This window comes from gamma proteobacterium SS-5 (genome assembly GCA_009497875.2).
GTDB classification, from domain to species: Bacteria; Pseudomonadota; Gammaproteobacteria; order Chromatiales; family Chromatiaceae; genus Magnetovirga; species Magnetovirga frankeli.
Genome location: CP032508.2, coordinates 697845 through 724562 on the forward strand (window position 1 = coordinate 697845; position 26718 = coordinate 724562).

Annotated in this window: 21 protein-coding genes; 14 read left to right on the plus strand and 7 right to left on the minus strand. The window is 62.4% G+C overall.

Annotated elements, in window-relative coordinates; genetic code table 11:
• The first annotated feature begins 4 nt into the window (after positions 1-4).
• From oadA to D5125_08445, 3 genes are all read left to right on the plus strand, one after another.
• Positions 5-1822 (plus strand): sodium-extruding oxaloacetate decarboxylase subunit alpha, encoded by a 1818-nt coding sequence (gene oadA / locus D5125_08435; protein ID QFY89510.1) that lies wholly within the window; start codon positions 5-7, stop codon positions 1820-1822.
• Between the two features lie 110 nt (positions 1823-1932).
• The gene (locus tag D5125_08440; GenBank protein ID QFY89511.1) at positions 1933-3711 is read left to right on the plus strand and encodes a type II/IV secretion system protein; all 1779 of its coding nucleotides are present in this window, start codon (positions 1933-1935) and stop codon (positions 3709-3711) included.
• 358 nt (positions 3712-4069) lie between these two features.
• Positions 4070-5305 carry an HD-GYP domain-containing protein gene (locus D5125_08445; GenBank protein QFY91101.1) on the plus strand — a complete coding sequence of 412 codons (1236 nt, stop codon included), beginning with the start codon at positions 4070-4072 and terminating at the stop codon, positions 5303-5305.
• Between the two features lie 51 nt (positions 5306-5356).
• Here D5125_08445 and polA read toward each other — a convergent pair whose 3' ends face one another.
• Positions 5357-8059, minus strand: a complete 2703-nt coding sequence (gene polA / locus D5125_08450) for a DNA polymerase I (GenBank protein QFY89512.1) — start codon at positions 8057-8059, stop codon at positions 5357-5359.
• A 324-nt stretch (positions 8060-8383) separates the two neighbouring features.
• Here polA and D5125_08455 point away from each other — a divergent pair, with 324 nt between their 5' ends.
• Positions 8384-8503: a hypothetical protein gene (locus tag D5125_08455; protein ID QFY91102.1), complete on the plus strand. Its 120-nt coding sequence runs from the start codon at positions 8384-8386 to the stop codon at positions 8501-8503.
• 28 nt (positions 8504-8531) lie between these two features.
• A complete protein-coding gene (locus D5125_08460; protein ID QFY89513.1) occupies positions 8532-8765 on the plus strand; it encodes a DUF2281 domain-containing protein in 234 nt (77 codons plus the stop codon).
• A 69-nt stretch (positions 8766-8834) separates the two neighbouring features.
• Here the strand turns inward: D5125_08460 and D5125_08465 are convergent, their stop codons facing one another.
• From D5125_08465 to flgA, 4 genes are all read right to left on the minus strand, one after another.
• Positions 8835-10586, minus strand: a complete 1752-nt coding sequence (locus D5125_08465; GenBank protein QFY89514.1) for a DUF1566 domain-containing protein — start codon at positions 10584-10586, stop codon at positions 8835-8837.
• A gap of 87 nt (positions 10587-10673) precedes the next feature.
• Positions 10674-11147: a flagellar protein FlgN gene (locus D5125_08470; GenBank protein ID QFY89515.1), complete on the minus strand. Its 474-nt coding sequence runs from the start codon at positions 11145-11147 to the stop codon at positions 10674-10676.
• On the minus strand, positions 11147-11455 hold the full coding sequence (gene flgM / locus D5125_08475; GenBank protein ID QFY89516.1) for a flagellar biosynthesis anti-sigma factor FlgM: 309 nt from the start codon (positions 11453-11455) through the stop codon (positions 11147-11149). The genes D5125_08470 and flgM overlap by 1 nt, the downstream gene beginning before the upstream one ends.
• A gap of 144 nt (positions 11456-11599) precedes the next feature.
• Positions 11600-12304 carry a flagellar basal body P-ring formation protein FlgA gene (gene flgA, locus D5125_08480; GenBank protein QFY89517.1) on the minus strand — a complete coding sequence of 235 codons (705 nt, stop codon included), beginning with the start codon at positions 12302-12304 and terminating at the stop codon, positions 11600-11602.
• A gap of 206 nt (positions 12305-12510) precedes the next feature.
• Between flgA and D5125_08485 the strand changes: the two genes are divergently transcribed.
• From D5125_08485 to flgF, 8 genes are all read left to right on the plus strand, one after another.
• Positions 12511-13452, plus strand: coding sequence for a chemotaxis protein CheV (locus tag D5125_08485; protein ID QFY89518.1), 942 nt, complete (start codon positions 12511-12513; stop codon positions 13450-13452).
• Positions 13445-14290 (plus strand): chemotaxis protein, encoded by an 846-nt coding sequence (locus D5125_08490; GenBank protein ID QFY89519.2) that lies wholly within the window; start codon positions 13445-13447, stop codon positions 14288-14290. Before D5125_08485 ends, D5125_08490 begins: the two co-directional genes overlap by 8 nt.
• Positions 14291-14490: 200 nt before the next feature.
• Positions 14491-14880 carry a flagellar basal body rod protein FlgB gene (gene flgB / locus D5125_08495; GenBank protein ID QFY89520.1) on the plus strand — a complete coding sequence of 130 codons (390 nt, stop codon included), beginning with the start codon at positions 14491-14493 and terminating at the stop codon, positions 14878-14880.
• A gap of 26 nt (positions 14881-14906) precedes the next feature.
• A complete protein-coding gene (gene flgC / locus D5125_08500) occupies positions 14907-15317 on the plus strand; it encodes a flagellar basal body rod protein FlgC (protein QFY89521.1) in 411 nt (136 codons plus the stop codon).
• 40 nt (positions 15318-15357) lie between these two features.
• A complete protein-coding gene (locus tag D5125_08505; protein QFY89522.1) occupies positions 15358-15726 on the plus strand; it encodes a hypothetical protein in 369 nt (122 codons plus the stop codon).
• A 14-nt stretch (positions 15727-15740) separates the two neighbouring features.
• On the plus strand, positions 15741-16427 hold the full coding sequence (locus D5125_08510) for a flagellar hook assembly protein FlgD (GenBank protein ID QFY89523.1): 687 nt from the start codon (positions 15741-15743) through the stop codon (positions 16425-16427).
• Positions 16428-16462: 35 nt separating this feature from the next.
• Entirely contained in the window at positions 16463-17788 is a 1326-nt protein-coding gene (flgE, locus tag D5125_08515) for a flagellar hook protein FlgE (protein ID QFY89524.1), read from the plus strand.
• A gap of 110 nt (positions 17789-17898) precedes the next feature.
• On the plus strand, positions 17899-18639 hold the full coding sequence (gene flgF / locus D5125_08520) for a flagellar basal-body rod protein FlgF (GenBank protein ID QFY89525.1): 741 nt from the start codon (positions 17899-17901) through the stop codon (positions 18637-18639).
• Between the two features lie 122 nt (positions 18640-18761).
• Here flgF and D5125_08525 read toward each other — a convergent pair whose 3' ends face one another.
• Positions 18762-22709, minus strand: a complete 3948-nt coding sequence (locus D5125_08525) for a TIGR02099 family protein (protein ID QFY89526.1) — start codon at positions 22707-22709, stop codon at positions 18762-18764.
• A 91-nt stretch (positions 22710-22800) separates the two neighbouring features.
• Entirely contained in the window at positions 22801-24258 is a 1458-nt protein-coding gene (gene rng, locus D5125_08530) for a ribonuclease G (GenBank protein ID QFY89527.1), read from the minus strand.
• Between the two features lie 480 nt (positions 24259-24738).
• On the opposite strand from rng, the gene D5125_08535 reads away from it, so the two are divergent.
• Entirely contained in the window at positions 24739-26469 is a 1731-nt protein-coding gene (locus D5125_08535) for a DEAD/DEAH box helicase (protein ID QFY89528.1), read from the plus strand.
• Positions 26470-26718: the final 249 nt, after the last annotated feature.

Here is a 26718-nt window from a genome sequence, read left to right on the forward strand (position 1 = left end):
AGATATGCCAAAGGTCCAAGTCACAGACGTAGTCCTCCGCGACGCCCACCAGTCCCTGCTGGCCACCCGCATGCGCCTGGAGGACATGTTGCCGATCTGCCCCAAGCTGGATCAGGTCGGCTACTGGTCCCTGGAATGCTGGGGCGGTGCCACCTTCGACGCCTGCGTGCGCTTCCTCAAGGAAGACCCCTGGGAGCGGCTGCGCAAGCTGCGCGAGGCGCTGCCCAACACCCGCCTGCAGATGCTGCTGCGCGGCCAGAACCTGCTCGGCTACCGGCACTATTCCGATGACGTGGTTCGCCACTTCGTGCGCAAGAGCGCCGACAACGGCATGGACGTATTCCGCATCTTCGACGCCATCAACGACGTGCGCAACCTCAAGGTCTCCATCGAAGAGACCAAGAAGGTCGGCAAGCACGCCCAGGGCACCCTCTGCTACACGGTCAGCCCGGTGCACGACACCAAGGGCTATGTGACCCTGGCCAAGGAGCTGGAGGCCATGGGCTGTGACTCCCTGGCGATCAAGGACATGGCCGGCCTGCTCACCCCCTACACCACCGCCGAGCTGGTCAAGGCGCTGAAGGATTCCGTCGGCCTGCCGCTGCACCTGCACTCCCACTCCACCGCCGGGTTGTCGGAGATGTGCATGCTCAAGGCCATAGAGAATGGCTGCGAGAACATCAATACCGCCATTTCATCCCTGGGCGGGGGCACCTCTCACCCACCCACCGAAAGCATGGTGGCGGCCCTGCGCGGCACCGAGCACGACACCGGCCTGGACCTGGAGCTGTTGCAGGAAATCGGCTTCTATTTCTACGAGGTGCGCAAGAAATACCACCAGTACGAGAGCGAATATACCGGCGTGGATACCCGGGTACAGGTCAATCAGGTACCCGGCGGCATGATCTCCAACCTGGCCAATCAGCTCAAGGAACAGAATGCCCTGGACCGCATGAACGACGTGCTGATGGAGATCCCGGCGGTGCGCAAGGATCTGGGTTATCCACCCCTGGTTACCCCCACCTCGCAGATCGTCGGCACCCAGGCGGTGCTCAACGTGCTCACCGACAGGCGTTACCAGACCATCACCAACGAGGTGAAGCGCTATCTGCAGGGTGGCTATGGCAAGGCCCCGGCCGCAGTCAACCCCACCCTGCAGCAGGAGGCGGTGGCGGGCGAGGATCTGATCGAATGCCGCCCGGCCGATTTGCTGCCGCCGGAGATGGACAAGCTGCGCGAGGCCATCGGCCTGCTGGCCAAATCCGAAGAGGACGTGCTCACCTTTGCCATGTTCCCCGAGGTGGGGCGCAAGTACCTGGAAGAACGCGAGGCCGGCAGCCTGACCCCGGAGCCGCTGGAGCCGATCAAGAGCGAGGATGGCCGCGTCGCCCCTACCGAATTCAATGTCGCCCTGCACGGCGAGACCTACCACATCAAGGTCACCGGCGCGGGTCACAAGGAGGAGTCCGAGCGTCACTTCTACCTGGCCATCGACGGCGTACCCGAAGAGGTGGTGGTGGAGACCCTGGATGAATTGGTGCTGGAGGGCGGCGCCAAGGGCGCGGTGGCCCAGGCCATCTCCGGCAAGCGGCCCAAGCCGAGCAAGGAGGGCGACGTGACCACCTCCATGCCTGGTAACATCGTCGATGTGCTGGTCAAGGAAGGCGACGTGGTCAGCGCCGGCCAGGCGGTGCTGATCACCGAGGCGATGAAGATGGAGACCGAGATCCAGGCCCCCATCAGCGGCACGGTCACCGGCGTATTCGTGCAAAAGGGCGACGCGGTCAACCCCAACGAGGTGCTGGTGGAAATCCAGGCCTGATGTCAAGCGGGACGCAGAGGGCGCAAAGAAGCGCAAAGACCGCAGAGAATTTTGAGTTATCTCGGCGTACTCTGCGCTTCTTTGCGCCCTCTGCGTCCTGCGCTTAACCCATGAGAGCCTATGACGGTATCGATCGGCGCTTGACCCTGGAGGACCTGCTGCCGGATCTGGTGGCCGATGGCCTGATCCTGACCGAGCAGGCGGATGAATTGCGGCGGCTGTTTCGCGGCACCCATGCCCCCCGCGCCGAGACCCATCCCCTGGTCTGGCTGTCCGAACGTGACCTGTTCAACGCCAGCGACCCGGCCGAACCCCTGACCCTGGACCGCCTCACCCGCTGGCTGGCGCAACGCCTGCAGCTGCCCTTCTTTCATATCGATCCGCTGAAGATGGACGTGGATTCGGTCACCCGCATCATCGCGCCGGCCTATGCCGCCCGCTATCGCATACTGCCGGTGGCGGTCAGGCCCAACAAGGTCACCTTCGCCACCGCCGAGCCCTTTGAGCGGGCCTGGGAGCAGGAACTGAGCCAGGTGCTGCGGCGCGAGATCGCCCGCGTTATCGCCAACCCGCTGGAGGTGATGCGCTTTCAGGAGGAGCTGTTCGGCCTGAGCAACAGCATCCGCAAGGCCGGGCTGAACGAGGACTGGCGCCAGCTGGCCGGGGTGACCAATGTCGAGGCCCTGGTGGATCTGGGCAAGGCGGGCAAGCTGGATGCCAACGACCGCCACATCGTCAATATCGTCGATTGGCTGTTTCAATACGCCTTCGAGCAACGCGCCAGCGACATCCACCTGGAGCCACGGCGCGAGGTGGCCAATATCCGCTTCCGTATCGACGGCATGTTGCACAGCGTGTATCAGGTACCGGCGGCGATCATGGCGGCCATCACCAGCCGCATCAAAAGCCTGGGGCGCATGGACATAGTCGAAAAGCGCCGCCCCCAGGACGGCCGGGTGAAGACCCGCACCCCGGCCGGTCAGGAGGTGGAGCTGCGCCTGTCCACCATGCCCACCGCCTTTGGCGAAAAGCTGGTAATGCGTATCTTCGACCCCCAGGTGCTGGTGCGCAGCCCCGAGCAACTGGGCTTCAGCCAGGGCGACAGCCGCCTGTGGCAGGAAATGACCCGCCACAGCCACGGCATAGTGCTGGTCACCGGCCCCACCGGCTCAGGCAAGACCACCACTCTGTATTCGACGCTTAAGAGCCTGGCCCGACCCGAGGTAAATCTATGTACCATCGAAGACCCCATCGAGATGGTCGAGCCCAGCTTCAATCAGATGCAGGTGAACCATGCCATCGGCCTGGACTTCGCCAGTGGCGTGCGCACCCTGATGCGCCAGGATCCGGACATCATCATGGTGGGCGAGATCCGTGACCTGGAGACCGCCGAGATGGCCATCCAGGCCGCGCTCACCGGCCATCTGGTACTCTCCACCCTGCACACCAACGACGCCGCCTCGGCCATCACCCGATTGATGGACATAGGCGTACCGCCCTATCTGATCAACGCCACCCTCATCGGCGTGGTGGCCCAGCGCCTGCTGCGCACCCTCTGCCCCCATTGCAAGACCCCGGTGGCGGTGGATGCCGGCCACTGGCAGGACCTCACCCAGCCCTGGAAGAGCCAGGCCCCCAAGCAGGTATTCGAGCCGGTGGGCTGTCTCAAGTGCCGCGAATCCGGCTATCAGGGGCGCATCGGCATCTATGAAATGCTGCGCCTGTCCAGCGCCGTCAAGGGCCTGATCCATGCCGACTGCGGCAGCGAGGAGATCGCCCGCCAGGGCCTCAGGCAGGGCATGGAGTCCCTGCGTATCAGTGGCGTGCGCAAGGTGCTGGCCGGGCAGACCTCCATCGATGAGGTGCTGCGGGTCACCCCGGTGCAATAAATCCTTGGCTTGCCGCGAGGCATAGGGCGGGCCGCGCCCGCCGCTAAGCCGCTTGCAATGGGGCTGCACCTTGCGAGGGCGCGGCGGCCACGGGCCGCCCTATGTGCTGTCAGGTGCAGGTAAGGGCCAGTCTCTCCGATAGACTGAGGTTGGTGGGTAATCAGGTGGCTTTTTGTCATGGCCTCTAGCTCGGCTCCTAGGTATCATGCCCAGCCTTGCGCAACCCCGAAATCAATCACCCGATCCCGTCCCCACCGCAAAGGGATGCTGTTATGGAATTTCAGCTCATGCGTCTCACTACAAAACAACCGCTTTTTAGCCTATTTAGGCCTTTTGTCCAGCACCGGGGGCCATGTCCATGTTGAAAAAGATCAAGGTCGAACAGCTGGTGATGGGCATGTTCATCAAGGAGTTCTGCGGCTCCTGGATGGAACACCCCTTCTGGCGCACCCGTTTTCTGCTGAAAAACCCGGCGGATCTCAAGAGTATCCGCGCCAGCAGCATCAAGGAGCTGTGGATCGACACCGACAAGGGCCTGGACCTGCCCGAGGGGACCGTCGAGATGGGTCAGGCCGAGAGTGAGGCGGAGGTGGATCGGGCCCTGAATGAGGCGGCGCAGAGCGGCCGCACCCTGGAGAAGGTCTCGGTCAGCGAGGAGCTAAAGCAGGCCGCCAAGATCTGCGCCCGCTCCAAGGAGGCGGTCACCTCCATGTTCGCCGAGGCACGCATGGGCAAGGCGGTGGACACCAACACGGCGCGCAGCCTGGTGGAGGAGATCTCCGCCTCGGTCACGCGCAACGCCGCCGCCCTGCTCAGCCTGGCGCGGCTGAAGACCGCCGATGACTACACCTACATGCACTCGGTGGCGGTCTGCGCCCTGATGATGGCCCTGGCCCGTCAGCTGGACCTGGACCCGGAGCAGACGCGTCAGGCCGGCATGGCCGGGCTGATGCACGACCTGGGCAAGGCGCTGATGCCGATGGAGGTGCTGAACAAGCCGGGCAAACTGACCGATGCCGAGTTTGCCATCATCAAGAGTCACCCCGCCGAGGGCCACAAGATGCTGCTGCAGGCCGCTGAGCCTGTGGATCCGGTGGTACTGGATGTCTGCCTGCACCACCATGAAAAGACTAATGGCTCAGGCTACCCCAAGGGGCTCAAGGACGAGCAGATCAGCCTGTTCGCCAAGATGGGCGCGGTCTGTGATGTGTATGACGCGATCACCTCCAACCGCCCCTACAAGGCCGGCTGGGACCCGGCGGAGTCAATCCGCAAGATGGCCGAATGGGCCGATGGCCATTTCGATCAGCGCATCTTCCAGGCCTTCGTCAAAAGCCTGGGCATCTATCCCACCGGCTCACTGGTCAAGCTGGCCTCGGGCAAGCTGGGTGTGGTGCTGGAGCAGTCCAAGCAGTCCCTGCTCAAGCCCCAGGTCAAGGTGTTCTACTCCACCAAGACCCGCGCCCGCATCGCCCCCAAGGTGGTGGACCTGTCCGCCTCCGGCTGCGACGACAGCATTGTCAGCCGGGAAGACCCGTCCGCATGGAAATTCCCCGATCTGGACGAGCTGTGGTCGGGCATTCCCCGCCCCTGATCCCGATTGTTTGCACGGCATGGACCGTGCCGTGCCCGCGTCTGCCGGTACTCAATGGGCCTCATCCCAGTTGGCACCCCTGCCTATATCCACCAGCAGGGGCACGGACAGCTCAGCGGCACCCTGCATGAGCTGACGGACCTTCTGGCTGGCCGGGTCGAGATAGTCCTCGCGTACCTCGAACACCAGCTCGTCGTGGACCTGCATCAGCAGCCGCAGCGGTGGTTGCTCGCTCTGAATCCAGGCATCCACCGCCAGCATGGCGCGTTTGATGATGTCCGCCGCGCTGCCCTGCATGGGGGCGTTGATGGCGGTGCGCTCGGCAGCGGCGCGGCGGTTGCCGTTGCGGGCGTTGATCTCTGGCAGATAGAGGCGGCGGCCGAACAGGGTCTCGACATAGCCCTGCCGGTGGGCCTGATCACGGGTGCGGTCCATGAAGGCCTTGACGCCGGGGTAGCGCTGGAAATAGAGATCGACATAGTCCTGCGCCGCAGACCGCTCTATGCCCAGCTGCCTGGCCAAGCCGAAGGCGGACATGCCGTAGATCAGACCGAAGTTGATCGCCTTGGCGTTACGCCGCTGCTCCGGGGTAACGGCACTCAAATCGCCATCGGCGAAGACCTCGGCGGCGGTGGCGCGATGCACATCGGCACCCTGGGCGAAGGCGGTCAGCAGGCTGTCATCAGCAGACAGATGGGCCATGATGCGTAGCTCGATTTGCGAGTAGTCCGCCGCCAGCATGACAAAGCCCGGCTCGGGGATGAAGGCCTGGCGGATGCGCCGGCCCGCCTCGCTGCGGATGGGGATGTTCTGCAGGTTGGGGTCGGATGAGCTGAGCCGCCCGGTGGCGGCCACCGCCTGGTGGTAGGAGGTGTGTACCCGGCCGGTGTGCGGGTCGATCATCTGCGGCAGCTTGTCGGTGTAGGTGGATTTGAGCTTGCTCAAGGCCCGGTGGCGTAAGATCAGGCGGGGCAGTTCGTGGCCTTCGTCTGCCAACTCCTCCAGCACGGATTCGGCGGTAGAGGGCGCGCCCTTGGGGGTCTTGGCCTTGACCGGCAGGCCCAGCTGGTCGAAGAAGATCTCGCCGATCTGCTTGGGCGAGCCCAGGTTGAAGGGGCGTCCGGCCACCTGATAGGCCTGCCGTTCCAGCTCGGCCAGCTGACCGGCCAGCTCACCGCTCTGCTGGCGCAGCATGGCGGCATCGATGCGCACGCCGCTGCGCTCGATGCGTGAGAGTACCGCCGCCAAGGGTATTTCCAGATCTTGATAAAGCCGTTGCAGGCCAGGCTCGGCCTGCAATCGGGGCCAGAGCATCTGATGCAGGCGCAGGCAGATGTCGGCATCCTCGGCGGCGTAGGGTCCGGCCTGTTCCAGGGGGATCTGGTCGAAGCCCAGCTGCTTGCTGCCCTTGCCGGCGATGTCCTCGAATGTGATCGTTTTCAGCCCCAGATAACGCTGCGCCAGGCTGTCCATGTCGTGGCGGTTGGCGGCATCCAGCACATAGGATTGCAGCATGGAGTCATGCGCCACGCCCTCCAGCTGGATCCGATAATTGGCCAGCACGCTCATGTCGTACTTGAGGTTCTGCATCACCTTGGGCCGGGCCGGGTCTTGCAGCAGGGGCTTGAGCTGGTCCAGCACGGCGGCGCGATCCAGCTGCTGCGGGCTGCCCGGGGCGGTATGGGCCAGGGGCACATAGGCCGCCTCGCCGGGGTGGATGGCGAAGCTCAGGCCCACCAGTTCGGCCTGCATGGGGTTGAGACTGGTGGTCTCTGTGTCCAGGGCAAACAGCTCGGCCTGGCGCAGGCGCTCGATCCAGGTATCGAGCTTGGCCTGATCGAGAATGATCTGGTATTGACACTCGATGGGTGCCGCAGTTGCCGATGGGGCCTGGACCCCGCCGCCTTCCTCCCGCTCCAGCCAGGCCAGCAGCTGACGTGCCTCCATGCGCTCATAGTGTTGGCGCAACAGGGCCCGATCCGGCGGCTGCACCACTAGTTCGGCAGGCCCCAGGGGCAATTCCACGTCCAGCTTGATGCAGGTAAGCTGGCGCGACAGGGGCAGAAACCCCAGCGAGGCGCGCAGGCTTTCGCCGATCTTGCCCTTGATCTCATCGGCATGATTCATGAGGTTGTCCAGGGTCTGATACTGCTCCAGCCACTTGGCGGCGGTCTTGGGACCGCACTTGGGTACGCCGGGGATGTTGTCGCTGCTGTCGCCGGTGAGGGCGAGAAAATCGATGATCTGCTCCGGCCGCACGCCGAACTTGGCCATCACGCCAGCGGGATCCAGCAGGCGGTCATTCATGGTGTCGATCAGGGTCACCCGCTCGCTCACCAGCTGGGCCATGTCCTTGTCGCCGGTGGAGATCAGCACCGGCCCCTCGGCTTGCAGCGCCAGGGTGCCGATGACATCGTCCGCCTCCACCCCTTCAATCAGCAGCAACGGCAGCCCCATGGCCTGCACCAGTTGATGCAGGGGCCTTATCTGTACCCTAAGCTCCTCCGGCGTCGGCGGCCGGTGCGCCTTGTACTGGTCGTAGAGCGTATCGCGAAAGGTCGGTCCTGGGGCATCGAACACCACCGCCATGCGGCTGGGACGGTACTCCTGCAGCAACTTGCGCAGCATGTTGGCCACGCCAACGATGGCACCAGTGGGCTCGCCCTGGCTGTTGGTCAGCGGCGGCAGGGCGTGGTAGGCGCGAAACAGGTAGGAGGAGCCATCCACCAGGATCAGGGGGCTATCAGAGGGCATAGGGTTCTTGTCCATTGCGCCAGCAAAGGCGCTGAGTTGGCAAAGGCGGGGTACTGGCGTGAAGAATAACCGATAACCCGAAAAAGGGCATTTGGGAATTACGGGAATTACGGTGACACCTTACCATTTACACTAATTGTCTTACGCTAACATCAAGCCATCGCATGACTTTCCAGAATCATTGTTCCAGGCGTTCCCCACCACGTAACTCAGCGTGGCAACAGTCGTCAGCCAGTGTTCCTTGAAGAGGGTGACTACGCCCTTAACAAGGATTGGCTATCGGTGTCCTGTCAGGAGAATGGGGTGGCGGTATGGTCTTAGTGTCTGACGCCCAACCACGTCCACCTGATTCTGGTTGCTTCAGACGAAATCGGTTTATCTCGGGCAGTCGGGGAAACGCATCGCCGTTACAGCGCCTATATCAATGCACAGTGTAATTGGTAAGGTGACACCGTAATTCGGAGGTCAATTCATGAATATCGCGGTTCTCGTCGAAAAACTTCAGGGTCTGCCCGCAGAAAAGCAGGTAGAAGTCTTTGACTTCGTTGATTATCTCGCGAGCCGGTTTACCCCATCGGCAGCACTGACTCAGACCGACTGGCCTGAGGGCGATTTTTCAACGCTGTCACTCAGCCAGGCCATGCGCGGCATGGAGGAAGAAGCCGAGCTTTATAGCCTGGCGGATATCAAGGAGCCTTGGTCGTGAAACAGCCTGGCTATTCACGCTGAACTTTGGCCATCTGAAGTGGTATGAAATTTAAAAGCCACGAAGGGTTCAGATGTATTCCATCCCCGTTAGCTGTATCCCTGAGAGCAGAATGGCGACATCGGGCTGGTGGATCCCCAATCCTGCTACTGTGGCTAGAAAATCGGCCTGACTGTAATTGGCCGTTGTGCCGTTCATGTAGCCCACCAGCAGGTCGGTGGTGGCCTGATCGGCCGGGTTACCGATGAGGTTCAGGTAGGCCATTTTTGCTATGGCCTCGTTGCTTGCAGCACCGGCCAGGCTGGTTACCAGGCCGCTATTGATCGCCTCCTGGAACAGGCTGCTGAGACTGTGGCCCTGATCGAAGAAGCCGAGAATGAGCCCACGGGTGGCGGTATCGGTGATGGTGCTGGGGGCCAAAACGTTGATGAACTCCAGGGCCATGCCGGCGTTCTCGTTGGCCGCCAAGTCGAAAGCACGGTTTTGATCGGCAAAATAGAGCCGTTCTACCCCGGACAGGCTGTCGTTGCCCTGAGGCCCGGTGATACTCAAACTACCCTGTGCCCTGTTCAGTTCATACAGGTCGAAGGCAAGGGCGGACTGCAGGCTGTCAATGCCCTCGTCTCCCCTGAAAACCTCATCTGCCGTGGTATTGATCCACTTGTCGTTTGCAGATGTACCCAGGCGCTCGTTGTCACGGGATATGTCCCGTACCGGGCGCACATGGTTTTCGATTCGAATGACATCCCCCTGTGGTCCGAAACCGTAGGGGTAATCCGCTGCATTACCGGTTTTGGGGTCACTGCGCTGCGCCCCTGCACCGTGCACGTCCATCAGCTCATAGCCCGTTGTACTCGGGATGTTCATCCAGCCCAATGCCCGGCCAAAGGAGAGATAAACCGCATGATCCCCGGCCCCGTTTTCTACATGGGTCGTTCCTGTCCAGTAAAAGGGGTAATCCAATGCGCCGCCTTCGTTGCTGATCGTGCTGCTGGTGAACAGGGGGTCAATGGCAGCCGTGCCGGTGACATCCGGTGCCCTGTTGTAATCAACCAGGCTCTGCAACTCCTTGGCATTGGGTAAGCGCCAGTCGTCATGGCCGCCGTATTCAAGACCCTCGGCCCAGGCCAGGGCCTCTTGCCAGGTCATGGCCTGGCCACTGTCTGCCTGCAGCCACATGAGCCCAGTCGCTTGGTCAGAGATGGTGCCATCCTTGTTGTCAATCAAGGCATTCTCGGCATAGTCAGTGTTGCCCCGGACATAGCGAACATAGCGCTCCATGGCCAGGCCGCCATCGCTGCCATTGGGGTAACCCTTGATGCGACCGTCAGCGAAATTGACGCCAAAGGTGGTGGCTGCATCCAAGATGGTGGTGGATAGGTATTCGGTGGACGACCAGTATTGGGCATCGATGAACCTGTTGCCGATCACATCCCCGTACTCGAAGGTAAAGTAGTCGGTATCCAGGTAGGGTGAAGAGTCGGCAAGGGAGGTGCCGGTGAATCCACTGAAATCCATCAGGGAATAGAGTTCTTTGATGCTGGGTAAACGCCAGTCCGAGTAACCGGCCAATGACAGGCCTTGCGCCCCATTTTTGGCCTCAGTGTAGGTTATTTGACTGAGGGGTATCTGCTGCCAGGTAAGCCCGGTATTCAGATCGGTGACAGTGCCATCACCATTGTCCCAATAGGCCGGTTGCAGGCCCTGGTAATGGGCGTCCTGACCAAAGAAGGCCGCACCTGGCGTGGGTGCTTGAATGACATTGCTGGCGTCATAGTAAGAACTCTGACCGGTATCAACTATAGGATAGGTCTGGCCCATGGGTACATCTCAAGTAAGGAAAGAAAACCATAAAGAAGCCCAGTATCAATGGGGTTAACTTATCGAAGTGGACGGCGGCGAATGGGCTCAGGCCTTGGCGCGGGTGAAGCTGGCGGGGTTGTGTTCGGTGTAGCCCTTTTTGCCATAAGTGCGCGGCTTGTCTTCCGGTGGGGTGGCCAGGTCCAGGGCTATTTGCGTGCGCTGCTGGCTGAGTTGGATCATGCTGCCGTTGATCTCGTTCTGCCGATCCAGTTCCCCGGCCAAGTCCACCAGCCTGCGCCAGGCGGGCAGGGCCGGGGCGGCCCGTTGCTGGATAAAGGCATGGATGCGTTCCACTTCTTGCTCAGGACAGCCGACTGAGTGCAGGTATTCGGCGCGCCGATTGGCGTGTTGCGCCATCTGCTCCAGCAATTCCACCTTGCGCGCCACCGCCTGTTCCAGGGCCTCGGCAGAGAATTGACGCAATGCCTCCTGCTCCTGTCGGAGACAGCCCAGCAGGTCCTCGGCCGTTTGGATCTCGGCCTGGATCAGTGTGGCAAAGGCATTGGTGCTGGCGTGCATCACTTGCTGTTGAGCAGGCCTTCCATACCCAGCATTTTTTCGGCGATCTTGTCGGCATCAAAGGGGTAGTCACCCTTCTGCAGGGCGTCCCTGATGGCCTCGATCTTGCTGCGGTCAATGCCTTCGGACTGGGCGACGCTGTTTTCCAGCTTGGCCATATCCACTCCAGCGGAGCTGATTTTTACCGAGTCACCAGCCGCGGCAGAGGTGCCGCCGGTCTGACCCGGTGCATCCTTTTTGGCCTCGGCGGCCTGTTTGTCGTTGGTTGTGCCCGTCACTACAGAGGGCGGTAAGCCTTGGATCTTCATAATGCTACCTGCGTATGCTGCCTGCGAAAATGGGGGTTTCCCAATCACTGTTTCGGCCGATATGGCGGGAACTTTAACATTTTTTTCAAGCCACCTGGCCGATCATCGGATTTAGGGATAAAAGGCTTTCTAAACAATGGCTTGTTATTGGACCTCGACCACCCCAGAGGCGCGGATGATGCCCTCCACGGTGCGTTCCGAGCTGAGATTTTTCACCGCTACCCGCTCGCCAATGCCGCCCTGACCCATGGCCTTGCCCTTCATGCGCACCTCCAGGCCCGCCAGGCGGCTGATCAGGGTGACCCGGCTGCCGTATTTTACGGCCTTGGGGACGATAAGCATACCATTGTTGAGCACATCGCCGGCCTTGATGTTACGCCGCAGGCGTTTGCCCAGGGCGTCGGCCGGGCGGGTCAGATAATTGTTGTAGAGCTTGTCGCTGTTGACCGGTTTCAATTTCAGATCGGCGGCCTGCACCAGGCTGTTACGGGCCAGCGGACGGGCGGCCACGACCACCGGCAGATCCACGCTGACCTGGGCGCTGACGTACAGCGACCAGGGCTTGCTGCCCTCGCAGCTTACCCCCACCGAGGTACGGCCGAGGGCGCGAAAGCTGGGCGGGTCGAAGGTCTGCAGGGGTTGATCGCATTGCTCCAGGCTCAGGCGGCGATCCAGCGGGTTGATCTGGATCTCCGGTTTGGCCTCAATCTCATCCAGGCGCTGCTCGATGTGTCCGTGCACGGCCTGATAAATGCTTGCATGGGACTGATCGGCAGCCAGGCCGGCCGTAGCAGGCAGCAGGGCAAGCAGCAGGGGCAGGGTCGGCAAAAGGGGGGATGTTTTCGCCATAAGTTTGACACCTCATTGGTTGGTTTTGGTCCATCTGCCGAATGATTCGCAATTTATGTGCCGATGGCGTGACAAGCCGCGTCAATTGGGTATGATTGAGGCGGCTCCATTTTCTTTCCAATCGGCCGCTAAGCTATCCAAGCCAGAGCGTTATCTGAAGCAGATTGATCTGGAACACCCACTATAACGATGAGGAGTCACAAGCCTTGACCAGTATCCTTGATGGTGTTGACCTGCGCACCCAGTTGGCAGGTGCCAATCGCCTGGAGTTGCTGTTGTTTCGCCTCAGTGGCAAGCAGCTGTTCGGCATCAACGTATTCAAGGTGCAGGAGGTGATCCAATGCCCGCCCCTGACCAAGATACCCAAGGCCAACCCGGTGGTGCGCGGCATCGCCAACATGCGCGGCAAGACCATCAGCGTGATGGACCTGTCCATGGCCATCGGCAGCGTGCCCCTGGACGATATCGACAACCGCTTCGTCATCGTCACCGAATACAACTGCAACACTCAGGGCTTCATGGTGGGCTCGGTGGACCGCATCATCAATATGAACTGGGAGGACATCAAGCCGCCGCCCAAGGGTGCCGCCGCCAGCAGCTACATGACCGCCGTGACCCAGGTGGACAAGGAGCTGGTGGAGATCATCGACGTGGAAAAGGTCATGTCCGAGGTACTCGGTGCCTCCGAGCTGATCGACAGCCAATCCCTGCTGGAGGGGCTGGACAGCTCCAAGCAGCACATCCTGGTGGTGGACGACTCGGTGGTGGCGCGGCATCAGGTCACCTCGGTGCTGGACCAGCTCGGCGTGACCTATACCGAATGCCGCAACGGCCGCGAGGCCCTGGATCAACTGCGCCTCTGGGCCAGCGAGGGGCGCGACCTGCTGCCCTGGCTGGCGCTGGTCATCTCCGACATCGAGATGCCCTCGATGGACGGCTACTCCCTCACCTCGGCGATCCGCAAGGAGCCGGGCATGGAGAGCCTCTATGTGATCCTGCACAGCTCGCTCAGCGGCGTATTCAATGAGTCTATGACCAGCAAGGTGGGGGCCAACCAGTTCCTGCCCAAGTACGAGCCCAACGTCCTGGCTAAGGCGGTGAGTGACCGCCTCAGGGTCCATCAGCAAGAGCATGGGCTGGATGACTGAGCGTTATGGCTACACGGCGCAGCCCAGGTTGCAGCCGCAGGATTACCGGGACCTGTGCGATTTCTTCCTCAAGGCCAGCGGTATCGTCCTGGGCGAAGGCAAGGAGTACCTGGTCTCCAGCCGTCTGGGCCGGGTACTGCGCGAGCAGGGGCTGGACAGCTTTGCCGAGCTGCTGCGGGAACTCAAGGGCAGCCGCAACCCGCGCCTGCGCACGGCGGTGCTGGATGCCATTACCACCAACGAGACCTTCTGGTTTCGCGACATGGCCCACTTCAACCTGCTCACTCAGACCATATTGCCGGAGCGGGCTACCGAGCCTGGTGCCTTCCGCGTCTGGTCGGCGGCCTGCTCCTCCGGTCAGGAGCCCTATTCCCTGAGCATGGTGGGCAGCGACTTCCGCAAGAAAAACCCAGGCTACCGGCGCAACCTGGAGATCACCGCCACCGATCTGTCCGAACAGGTGCTGGCGGAGGCGGCCAAGGGCCTCTACTGCGGCCTGTCCACGGTGCGCGGCATCACCCCGGAGCAGCGCAGGCGTTATTTCATCCCCCGTGGTGACTGCTTTGAGGTGGACCCCGAGCTGCGCCGGGTGATCAGCTTCCGTAAGCAGAACCTGATGGAGAGCTTCGCCGGTCTGGGCCGGTTTGATGTCATCTTCTGCCGCAACGTGCTCATCTACTTCTCCGCCACCACCAAGGCCGATGTCATCGCCCGCATGGCCCAATCCCTCAAGCCCAAGGGCTATCTGCTGCTCGGCTCCACCGAATCCCTGAGCGACCCCAAGGGCCGGTTTGAGATGATCACCGGCCAAGGCGGCATCGCCTATCGCCTGAAGTAGAAACAGCCTCAACCATCCACAGAACCCTTTCTTCCCCAAGCGGCAACAGCTTGCCGTTTGCCGCAGCCTTGTAGCCCGGATGAAGCGAAGCGGAATCCGGGGTTGCTTCCAGCCATCAGCCTTCAGTCCCGAGTCCCAAAAACTTGGCACGTCTCCTGCTTTAGTCTTGGCAGACCAACAGCAGATGACGGTAAACCGCCATGAACATCGACAACTTTATGGGCATCCACGAGCAGGCGTTGCGGGTGCGTGACTATCGCTCTGAATTGCTCGCGGCCAATCTGGCCAATGCCGACACCCCCGGCTACAAGGCGCGGGATATCGACTTCAAGCAAATACTCAGCCAAGAGGCGGGTCAGCAACAGGGCCTGGCCACCACCCATCAGCGCCATATTCCCCTGAGTCAGGGCACGGTTTCCACCAATCAGGTGGGCTACCGCATCCCCGAGCAGCCCTCCCTGGACGGCAACACGGTCAACACCGAGCGTGAACAGGTGGAGTTCGCCTCCAACAGCCTGCGCTATCAGGCCAGCCTGGAGTTCGTCAACGGCAAGATCAAGGGCCTGTTGCGCTCGTTCAAGGGCCAATAGGCCACTAAGGTAGGAGGATCAATCCCATGTTCAAGGTATTCGACGTAGCGGCCAGCGGCATGTCGGCGCAGAACCAGCGCCTAAATCTGGTGGCCAGCAACATGGCCAATGCCGATGCGGTGAGCAGCAGCATGGATCAGACCTACCGCAGTCGGCAGCCGTTTTTTCGTACCCTGGAGAACCAGTTCAATCCGGAAGACCCCACGGTAGGGGTGAAGATGGCCGGGGTGGTGGAAAGCCAGGCGCCCCTAGTGCAGGAATACAGCCCTAACCATCCCATGGCCAATGCCGATGGTTATATCTTTCGGCCCAACGTCAACATAGTGGAAGAGATGGCCAACATGATCAGCGCCTCGCGCTCCTACCAAAGCAACATCGAGGTAGTGAACTCGGCCAAGGCCATGGCCACCAAGACCCTGCAGATGGGTAAAGGGTAAAAAAGCTTAGATCAGGATTTAGATAAAAATAGGTCCGCCAATGAACGCCAATGAACACAAATTATATCAAGCACGCCAGGGCATAGGGCGGGCCGCGCCCGCCGCCAAGCCCAAGGGTGTAGGAGCGGCCTTGGCCGCGAAGGCTGTCGGAATCGCGGGCAAGCCCGCTCCCACCGCCAAGGCCAAGGATGTAGGAGCGGCCTTGGCCGCGAAGGCTGTCGGAATCGCGGGCAAGCCCGCTCCCACCGGTAGGCCCAAGGGTGTAGGAGCGGCCTTGGCCGCGAAGGCTGTCGGAGTCGCGGGCAAGCCCGCTCCCACCGCCAAGGCCAAGGATGTAGGAGCGGCCTTGGCCGCGAAGGCTTTAAACATCCGCGTTTATTCGCGTTCATTTGCGGACCCCAAATTTTAACCAGGTAAGAGACCATGACAGCCATAACAGACAGCTCCAGCCTTGAGGCCCTTGGCCTGCGCACCAACGACCAGCTCAAGGCGTTGGAGAAGGAGGACAAGGATGAGATGGGGATGGACACCTTTCTCAACCTGATGACCGCCCAGATGCAGAATCAGGACCCGCTCAACCCCCAGGACAGCAATGAATTCCTCAGTCAGATGGCGCAGTTCACTGCGGTCGAGGGGATGGTCACCCTGAACGAAAACTTTGATGCCCTGGCCAACTCACTCACCTCCAGCCAGGCCCTGCAGGCCGGCGGGCTGGTGGGCCGCAGCGTGCTCACCGAGGGCAATCAGGCCTACTTCAGCCCGGACACCGGCCTGGAGGGCGAGCTGCAACTGGACTCCAGCACGCAGAATCTGCAGGTGCGTCTGTTTGACTCCGCTGGCGGCCTGGTCAAGTCCCTGGACCTGGGCACCCAGCCCGAAGGCCCCCTGACCTTCAGCTGGGATGGCAGCCTGGATGCCGGTGGTCAGGCCCCTGAGGGCATCTACCGGATAGAAGCGGATTATCTGGACGGCGACGGCCGGACACCGGTCAGCACCCTGGTCCCGTCCCGGGTGGAGAGCGTGGTGGTGGGCAAGAACAACGAAGAGCTGGTGCTTAATCTCACCGGCATGGGCAGCGTGCCCTTCAGCAGCGTTTCACGCATTCAGTAGATTCAGTTGATAGATTAAAGATCAGGAGAACAGAGATGTCTTACGCAATTGCCGTCAGTGGCCTGTATGCCGCCCAAACGGACCTGGACGCCACTTCACACAACATAGCCAACTCCAGCACCGTGGGCTTCAAGGAGGGCCGCGCCGAGTTTGCCGATGTCTATGCCAACACCATCGGCGAGGTCGAGGGCCAGTCCACCGGCCGCGGGGTCAAGGTAACCGGCGTGACCCAGCAGTTCACCCAGGGTACCGTAGAGTTCACCGGCAACAGCCTGGACCTGGCGATGAATGGCGAGGGTTTTTTCATCACCAAATCGCCCAACGACGAGATCTACTACACCCGCGCCGGTCAGTTCTCCGTGGATAAGGACGGCTATGTGGTCAACCATGCCGAGCGCCGGGTGCAGGTGTTGCCGGTGAAGGGAACCACGGACCCCTTTGATATTCCCAATGTGGAGTTCGTCGATTCGGCGGCCCCCGAGGCCTTGGATGACCTGAAGCTGCCGCCGGACCAGGGGGAGCCCAATGCTACCGAGGATGTATCCTTGGCGATCAATCTGGATTCTACAGAGACTATCCCAGCGCTAGCCTTTGATGTAAGTGATCCAGATACCTATAATAGCTCGACATCAATGAATTTTTACGATTCACAGGGTAATTCACATATTGCCAATTATTATTTCGTCAAGACAGCAGATAATGAGTGGAATGCCCATGTGCAGGTAGATGAGGGTGATGGTACTTTTACCGATACCGCAAACTCGCCCATTGCCCTGACATTTGATTCAAGTGGCAAGCTTGCTACTGTTGGCGGTACAGCAGTAGATCCTACCGATCCCACTACATACCAGTCTTCTGAATTAGTAACCCTTAGTAACGGAACTAACATTGGGGCATACGATAGTACAGCAAATAGCTATAATGATACTGTTGTGCTGGATTTTTCATCCTTGACCCAATATGGCAGCCCCTTCAGTGTCAATAATCTGTCTCAGGATGGCTATACCGTGGGCCGCCTCAACGGTATCGACGTGGAGCCAGACGGTGGCGTCTATGCCCGTTACACCAACGGTCAGTCCATGGCCATGGGTAAGATTGCCCTGGCCAACTTCAACAACCCCCAGGGCCTGAGCAAGGCCGGTGATACCGCCTGGCAGTACTCGGCGGCGGCCGGCGAGCCGCAGGTCGGCGGCCCCCTGACCTCGGACTTCGGCAGCGTGCAGTCGGGTGCTACCGAGTCCTCCAACACCGATCTGGCCAGCCAGCTGGTGAAGCTGATCATCGCCCAGCGCAACTACCAGGCCAACGCCCAGGTCATCACCACCAACAAGACCCTGACCCAGACCATTCTGAATATCTAGTAATAGGGTATTTTCTCGTTCCCACGCGCTGCGTGGGAACGAGTGAAACTCGGCGCTCTCTGCGCTTCTTTGCGCCCTCTGCGTCCCTAATATAGAGGAGCTAATTGACCATGGACCGTATGCTGTATGTCGCCATGAGCGGCGCCAAAGAGACCATGCTGGCCCAGTCGGCCAACAACAACAACCTGGCCAATGCCTCCACCACGGGCTTTCGCGCCGACCTGCAGCAGTTTCGCAGCATGCCGGTGTTTGGCAACGGTCACCCCACCCGGGTCTATGCCATGAGCGAGCGCCCGGCCACCGACTTTACCGCCGGGCCACTGATCCAGACCGGCCATGACCTGGACGTGGCGATCAATGGCAACGGCTGGATCGCGGTGCAGGCCAAAGACGGCACCGAGGCCTATACCCGAGCCGGTGATTTTCGTACCGATGCCAACGGCATGCTGACCACGGGCACCGGCCTGCCGGTGATGGGCGATGGCGGCCCGATTGCCATCCCCCCGGCGGACAAGGTGATCATCGCCGCCGATGGCACCATCTCCATCCGCCCCCCCGGTGCCAACCCCAATGAACTGGCCGTGGTGGAGCGCATCAAGCTGGTCAACCCCGACCTGCAGCAGATGAAAAAGGGCAACGATGGCCTGATCCGCAACAACGACGGTGAACCGGCCGAGGCCGATGCCAATGTGCGTCTGGTGCAGGGGGCGATCGAGGGCAGCAACGTCAATCCCGCCGAGGCCCTGGTGGATATGATCGAGCTCTCCCGCCGTTTCGAGCTGCAGGTGAAGATGATGAAGACCGCCGACGACAACGCCGAGCGCTCCGCCGCCATCATGCGTGCCACATAGGGCGGCCCTTGGCCGCCGTGTCCCTGGCCCTGTGGCCTGGCGGCGGGCACGGCCCGCCCTATGTTCATCCCCCCCCTTATTCTGTCCCAGCGCCGTCAACCCTCTGTCATCTGTCCCCTGTTTCACTGCACCCCAAAGGGGTCTTCGGCCTTGTGGTCCTGGTCTGGACCCTTGGCGTCGGTTTCGTCCTGGCCATAGCGGCGGATCTGGGGGTTGTCCCAGGGGCCGTTGAGCAGGTAGCGCACCCGGCTGATCTTGTTCAGCTCCTTGCCGATCACCTGGTTGGCCAGAAACAGGGCCGCGCCCACCACCGGGCCGCCGACGAGGGTGCCGGCGGTGGCCAGGGTGCCGGTGATGTCGGGGATCACCTCGATCATCTGATCCAGCTCCTTGCTTTGCAGGTGGGTGCGGCCGTAGAGATTGATCACCCCGGTGGGGGCCTCGATGGACAGGTTGTTGGTGTCGGCCACGCCGTCATGCAGGACAAAGCGGCCGCTGATACGGTCAAAACCAAAGCCCTTGCCCAGCAGGTCGCTGAAGTCCAGGCTCAGGCGGCGCTGCAGGGCACCCAGGTTGAGCAGGCCAAATACCCGCCCGGCACCGGGCTCCAGCTCGATGATGCTGCCCTTGTCCAGGTCCAGCTCCAGCTCGCCGTCCAGCTCCCGGTTGGCGATATCCAGCGGCGAACCGGACCAGCTCAGGTTGCCGGCGATGCGCCCCGGTGCCCGGTGCAGGTCGGCCACGTCGTCCAGTACCCGCTGCAGGCGGCCCATGTCGCTGGCCTCCAGCTTGAACATGGCGCTGCATTGGGGCACCTGCTTGGCCTTCTGCCGCCATTGGCCGCGCAGATTGAGCTTGAACCAGTCGGATTCGATCTTCAGCCGACTGAAGTCCAGGCCTTCGCCCGTCTGCTGGCTGTGCAGCTCCAGCCGCCCCAGGTTGTGGCCGTTGAGCAGCAGTTGCTCACTGCTCAGGCGCAGGCCCGGCAGTCGGGCGGGGTCCAGGCGGCTGGGCGGTTTGGGCTGGTACGGCTGGTCATCGGCGCTGAGGTTGAAGGCCAGTTGCTTGAGCCTGAGCTCGATCGGCCCGGCCTTGAGATCGGCGGGCAGGCGCAGCTGGCCCTGCAACTGGGGGCTGTTCAGCTGTGCCGCCCAGCCCTGGGCCTGGGCGCCGCCCTGGATGCTCAGTTCATTCAAGCGAAAGCCGAACAGCTCAAGCTGGCCGAGCCGCAGATTGACCTGGGGCAGGGGGAGCCGCAGGTCGCTGGCTGGGCCCTTGTTCAGCAGTTCGATCCAGGGATCGAGCTGTAACCTGGGCAGTTGCCCCTGGACCATCAGCCCCTTGGCCGCGGGCGGCTTGGCCGCAGCGCCGCCCAGTTGGATGCTGCCGCTGTGTAGCTGACCGTCCGCCAGCAACAGCTGGGCCTGGAGCCGGTCACCCCAGCGCAGCCGGGCCGGCAGGGGTGTCTGGGCCAGCTCCAGATGCAGCTCCAGCGGCATCTTCTGCTTGGCGGTCTTGCCCAGAGGGGCGGGCAGATCGAGCTTGACCCCTTGCAGATCGGAGCTGAGTTGCAGGCTCACCGCTGCCGGTTTGTCCTGGCCTTCTGCTGGATGAGGGACTTGCAGCAGCAGGTGCCAGTCGCTGTGGCCGGAGGCAAACGGCAGGGCCTGGCCCAGGCGCTGCTGGCTCAGCTGCGCCGGGTCGAAGCGGCCCAGGGCCAGGATCTCGGTGCGGCGCGGCCCCTGCCGCGCTGGCTTGATCTGCAGGCGGATGGCGCTGCCCAGGGTCTCGGCCTGCAGCCCCTCGGCCCTCACCCCCTGATCATCAAATTCCAGCTCGCCGCGCAGCCGCGCCAGGCGCAGGTCCCAGCGGGCCAGCTCCAGGCTGTTGTCGAGAAAATGCAGCCGCCCCTGCACCTGGATCTCATCCGGGTCTTCTTTGCGCAGGGGTACGCGCAGGCCAATGGCCAGGCGGACATCGCCCTCGGCGCTGACCCCTTCGGTCAGGCCGCCGAAGCGCCGGGCCAGGGGGGTTTCCCGCAGCACCCGCAGCTCATCCGATAGCGGCCCCTGTACCTCGCCCTTCAGCTCCAGGGCGGTGACCGGGAACAGGCGGTCAATACGCACCTGGGCCTGGAGCACCCGGCTGGCGGAGATCTCCGCCTCCTGCAGCTGGGCGCTGAAGCTGTTGTTGGCAAAGCGCAGGCCGATGCGGGCCCTCTCCAGCCGGGGCCAGCCGGTTTGGTAATCCAGGGTCACCGCCTGGGTGTCGAGGCGGGCATCGAAGTGCCCGCTGCGGCGCTGGTCGAAGGGGAAATCCCGCAGCGGGCCGAGAAACACCGCCTCGCCACTATGGATGCGCCCCGCCACCAGGGCGCGGTCCAGCCAGCGCACCACCTTGGGGTTCATGATGCCCACCGGCAGATACTGGTGCACATAGGCCACATCGCCCTGTTCCAGGCGGCTGTGCAGGTCCAGGTGGGCCTGGCCCTGGTCGGGGATGCTCAGGCTGAAGCGGGTGCCGGTCTTGAAGTCCGGCGTGTTCAGGCGCAGGTCCTGGCTGCCGAGCTGCCAGCCCTGGGGGTGGCGCTGCCAATGGACCTCGCCCAGTAGGCGGGCCAGGCGCATGGGCTGGGAGAAGAGGTCGTTGGCGAAGGCCAGCTGCACATCCCGGTTATCCAGCTGGGCGATGCCGCCGTCCTGGTCGGCGCGAAATGTCGCCGACAGGCTGTTGATGGCCGGTACATAGCCCCAGGCCAGGGTGCGGATGCGCTCGGCGCTGCCGGTCAGCCGCCAGCGCGGGCCATCGCGCTGAAAGCGCAGCTGGCGCAGATCCCCCAGCGGCTGCACCCGCTGCAGGCCGGTAAGCAGGGTCTCGGCCCGGTTCTCCGGCAGCAGCATGACCAGGGCGAGTATGTCCTCCAGGCGCAAAAACTCGATCGCCGCCTGTATCTGCTGGGTGCCCCGTCCCTGTAGCTGGATGGCGGTCTTGGGCCACTGGGTCTGCTGCCGGGCCAGTTGCAGGTCATCAAGCGCCAGCCCCCAGTCCTCGCCTTGGCGCCGCCAGTGGAAGCGTCCCTGCAGCAGGTCCAGGTCATAGCCGCTGAGGCGCTGGCGTAGTTGCCGCAGCAGGCGCAGCCCGGCCAGCCGCACATCCCCCTGCAGGTCCTGCAGCTGGCCTTGGCTCAGGTTGGCCCAGAGGCGCAGGCCGAGCTGGCCCTGCAGCTGCCGCCAGTCCGCCGGGACCAGGCGCGCCAGGCTGGCGTCCAGGGCCAGCTGTTGCAGTTGCACATAGAGCTGGCCGGACCAGAGCTCGGGCCGCGGCAGCGGGCCCTGGATCCGGGCGCCGAGGCGGATGTGATTGGCCTGCTGGCTTGGCTCGTTCTGGGATCGCTCGGCCTGCCGGGTGCCAATCTGTAACCGCCCCTGGAGGCTGAAGCCCTGCTGTTGCAGGTCCAGGCGCAGGTTGAGTTGCTCCAGCTGCAGGGGGGCATCGCCCTGGGCCAGCTGGAGCTGGATCTGGCTGTCGATCAGGTCCAGCTGTCGGGGCAGGAGGCTGGGGATTCGAGACTGAGGATTGGCTAGCTCAGATGTCCTGTGCGGCCAGTCGCCCTGCGGGACGACAGTCGGGCTGAAGCCCGACCTACCTGGACTGGCTGATCCGTTGATCCATTGCACAGAGCCATCCGCCAGCTGGCGCAGCCGAAGCTTAGCCCCGATCAGTGAGACGCGGCCCAGTACCGGCCGCAGCTGCCAGAGGGAGTCCCACAGGGCCAGCTCTAGTCGTACCTCGGCCAGATCCAGGGCTTGTCCCTGCTGCCCGCTCAGCCGCAGCCGGTGCAGGCGCAGCTGGGGGCCAAGGCCCTGCCAGCGGGCGCTGATGCGCTGGATACTGAGGGATTGCAGGCCCAGGCCGGGGTGCAGGGCATGGCTCAAGGCCTGCAGCAACTCCGGCTGCCAGCGCTCCGCCAGCAGCGGCAGCCCCAGCCGCGCCAGCCCCACCAGCAGGCCCCAGGCAAGCAGGGCGCCAAGCAGCAGCCGACGCAGGCCAAGGGGTATCAGCAGGGGCATGGGCAAGAGGGGCGATCCAGGTGGGTCTTGGCGTCCTTGGCGAATCCTTTGCGTCCTTTGCGATCCGAGTGGGGTCGCATCGGCATGGCCGTCAGACCGGCACTATGTCGAACTGCTCCTGCGAATAGAGCGGTTCGGCCTGCAGCTTGATCGGCTTGCCGATGAACTGTTCCAGCTCCGCCAGGTGGTCGGATTCCTCGTCCAGCAGGCAGTCGATCACTTCCTGACTGGCCAGTACCAGCAGCTGTTCCATCTCGAACTGACGGGATTCGCGCAGCAGCTCGCGGAAGATCTCATAGCAGGTGGTCTGCACCGATTTCATCGAGCCCTTGCCGCCGCAGCAGCTGCAGGGCACGCAGAGCACATGGCCGAGGGACTCGCGGGTGCGCTTGCGCGTCATCTGCACCAGGCCGAGGGAGGAGACCTCGGACACATGGGTACGGGCATGGTCATGGGACAGGCACTTCTCCAGGGCGCGCAGCACCTGGCGCTTGTGCTCCTCGTCCTCCATGTCGATGAAGTCGATGATGATGATGCCGCCCAGATTGCGCAGCCGCAGCTGGCGGCAGATGGATTGGGCCGCCTCCAGGTTGGTCTTGAAGATGGTCTCTTCCAGATTGCGGTGGCCGACAAAGGCGCCGGTGTTGACATCGATGGTGGTCATCGCCTCGGTCTGGTCGATCACCAGATGGCCGCCGGATTTGAGCTCCACCTTGCGCTCCAGGGCCTTCTGGATCTCGTCCTCGACGCCGTACAGATCAAAGATGGGCCGCTCACCGGGGTAATACTCGATCTTCTCCGCCATCTCCGGCATGAATTGCTCGGCAAAGGCGTTGAGCCTGCTCCAGGTGGAGCGGGAGTCGATGCGCACCTTCTCCACCTGGGGGCCGATCAGGTCGCGCAGGGCGCGCAGGGCCAGAGGCAGGTCCTCGTGGATCAGGCTGGGCGGCTGGGCGCTGGCGATGCGCTCCTGCACCGACTGCCAGAGGCGGCTGAGGTATTCGATATCGCTGCTCAGGGCCTCCTCGGTGGCACCCTCGGCAGCGGTGCGGGCGATGAAGCCGCCGTTTTGGGCGATGCGCTCGCCCTCGGGGCGGTTGAGCAGGTCGCGCAGGCGCTGGCGCTCCTCCTCGTTGAGGATGCGTTGCGATACCCCGGCGCTCTTCAGCGAGGGCATATACACCAGATAGCGCGAGGGGATGGAGAGGTTGGTGGTGAGGCGGGCACCCTTGGTGCCCAGGGGGTCCTTGACCACCTGGACGATGATGCCCTGGCCCTCGCGCAGCTGTTCATCGATGCTCTGGCCGGGGTTGTCGCCGTTGCTGCTGATGATGTCCGAGGCATGCAGAAAGGCGGCCCGCTCCAGACCGATGTCGATGAAGGCGGCCTGCATCCCCGGCAGGACGCGGGATGCCAGACCCTTGTAGATGTTGCCCACCAGGCCGCGGCGGCGCGAGCGCTCGATCATCAGCTCCTGCACCGAGCCGTTCTCGATCAAGGCCACGCGGGTCTCGGGGGGGGTGACGTTGATCAGTATCTCTTCGCTCATGGGAGGGTTTCTTGTGTTGTCTGCTTATTATTTAAGCAGTTATAAGATATTTTTGCACTAGTTTATACATTTTTGCCCGCAACCACCAGTCGATAAGCCGCCATGGGGTTCTGTAATATCCCTTGGAGTGCAAAGTACGCTAAAGGATTCGCAAAGGACGCAAAGGTTTGCCTGATCACCCCGTTTACCCGGTGAACCACACCGGGCTTCCCCTCTGTCCTCTGTCTTCTGCTATCGCAAAGCCCTCTGGGGCCTTATACTGCCCCGCTAGGAGCCTGTCGGGTTTAGGTGTCCGTAGCGAGCAAGGTGGGAGAACGAGAACAAATTTTCACGATTTTGAGGCGCATAGTTTCCCTACGCAACGAAAAATCGGGGCCAATGTTCAAAACAATTCTGGGCCGTTCTTCCCACCGGCGCAGTAGGAGCATCCTAAATCCGACAGGCTCCTAGGCCGTCCTTTCCCTCATTCCAGGTACCTTCATGTCCGATACTTCCCCCGCCGTCAGCAGCTTTCGTGAGCTGAATCTGCCCGCAGCCCTTTTGTCCGTACTCGACGAAGTCGGCTACGAAAGCCCCACGCCGATCCAGGCCCAGGCCATTCCACCCCTGCTCAATGGGCTGGACCTGCTCGGTCATGCCCCCACCGGCACCGGCAAGACCGCCGCCTTTGCCCTGCCCCTGCTGGCGCGCATCGAGATCGACAACCCTCAGGTGCAGGTGATGGTACTGGCACCCACCCGCGAGCTGGCCATTCAGGTGGCCGAGGCCTTTCAGCGCTACGCGGCGCACATCAAGGGCTTTCACGTCCTGCCCATCTACGGCGGTCAGGACTATGCCGGCCAGATCCGCCAGCTCAAGCGCGGCGTGCATGTGGTAGTGGGTACCCCAGGGCGGGTGATGGATCACATGGACAAGGGGCGGCTGAATCTCGACGGCCTCAAGACCCTGGTGCTGGACGAGGCCGATGAGATGCTGCGCATGGGCTTCATCGACGATGTGGAGTGGATCCTGCAGAAGATGCCGGAAAAGCGACAGATGGCGCTGTTCTCCGCCACCCTGCCCAAGGAGATCCAGCGCATCGCCCGCCAGCACATGCAGGATCCGCAGGAGATCGCCATCAAGACCCGCACCGCCACCGCCGACACCATCCGTCAGCGCTACTGGCTGGTCAGCGGCCTGCACAAGCTGGATGCCCTGACCCGCATCCTGGAGGTGGAGACCTTCGACGGCATCATCCTCTTCGTGCGCACCAAGACCGCCACCCTGGAGCTGGCGCAGAAGCTGGAGGCGCGGGGCTATGCCGCCGCCGCCCTCAACGGCGACATGGCGCAAAAGCAGCGCGAGCAGATGGTGGAGCGGCTCAAGCAAGGTTCCCTGGATATCCTGGTGGCCACAGACGTGGCCGCCCGTGGCCTGGACGTGGAGCGGGTCAGCCACGTCATCAACTACGACATCCCCTATGACACCGAGGCCTATATCCACCGCATCGGCCGTACCGGTCGGGCCGGGCGCAAGGGTGACGCCATCCTCTTCGTCGCCCCCCGCGAGCGGCGCATGTTGGCCGCCATCGAGCGTGCCACCAAGCAGAAGATCGAACTGCTCAAGCTGCCCTCCACCGAGATGGTCAACAGCAAGCGCATTGCCGCCTTCAAGCAGGGCATCAGCGACGTGCTGGCCGCCGGTGAGCTGGACTTTCTGCAGGGTTTGATCGAGCAGTATCAGCAGGAACACGATATCTCCGCCCTGGAGATCGCCGCAGCCCTGGCCAAGATCTCCCTGGGTGAGCGGGAGTTGCTGCTGAAGCCGGAGCCAAAACGTGCGCCATCTGCGGAGAAATACGAGCGGCCGGAGCGCTCCGAACGGCCGGAACGGCCCAAGCGGGACAAGGGGGAGGGGCGCGGCTTCAAGGGCCCGGAGCGGCCACCCAAGGGCATGGAGCGGTTTCGCATCGAGGTGGGGCACAACCACAAGGTCAAGCCAGGCAATATCGTCGGTGCCATCGCCAACGAGGCCGGGCTGGATTCCCAGTACATAGGCCACATCGATATCCAGGAGGAGTTCAGCCTGATCGACCTGCCCCTGGGCATGCCCGAGGATGTCTTTGGCGATTTGAAAAAGGTCTGGGTCTGTGGCCAGCGGCTGAACATCAGCCGTATCCAGGAAGACAACAAGCCAGCCCGCAAGGGCAAGGAGAAGAAAGGCAAGGGTTAAGAGCCCTGTTGGATTTGGCCTCACCCCTTTGCAAAAGGGGGATTGAGGGGGATTCCGGCGCTGCTGGTTAGGCGGGCGCTGAAGAAATCCCCCCTGCCCCCCTTTGGTAAAGGGGGGGGGTTGAAAGCCCCCTTTTTAAAGGGGCGATTTGACTCTCTCTCTAGAGATGAGAGTGGGGGACGTAGTCAGGCTAAAGAGATCACAAAGTCTTTGAGTGCTCTGTGGCAACTGCTCTTTTCGGCCTTACCG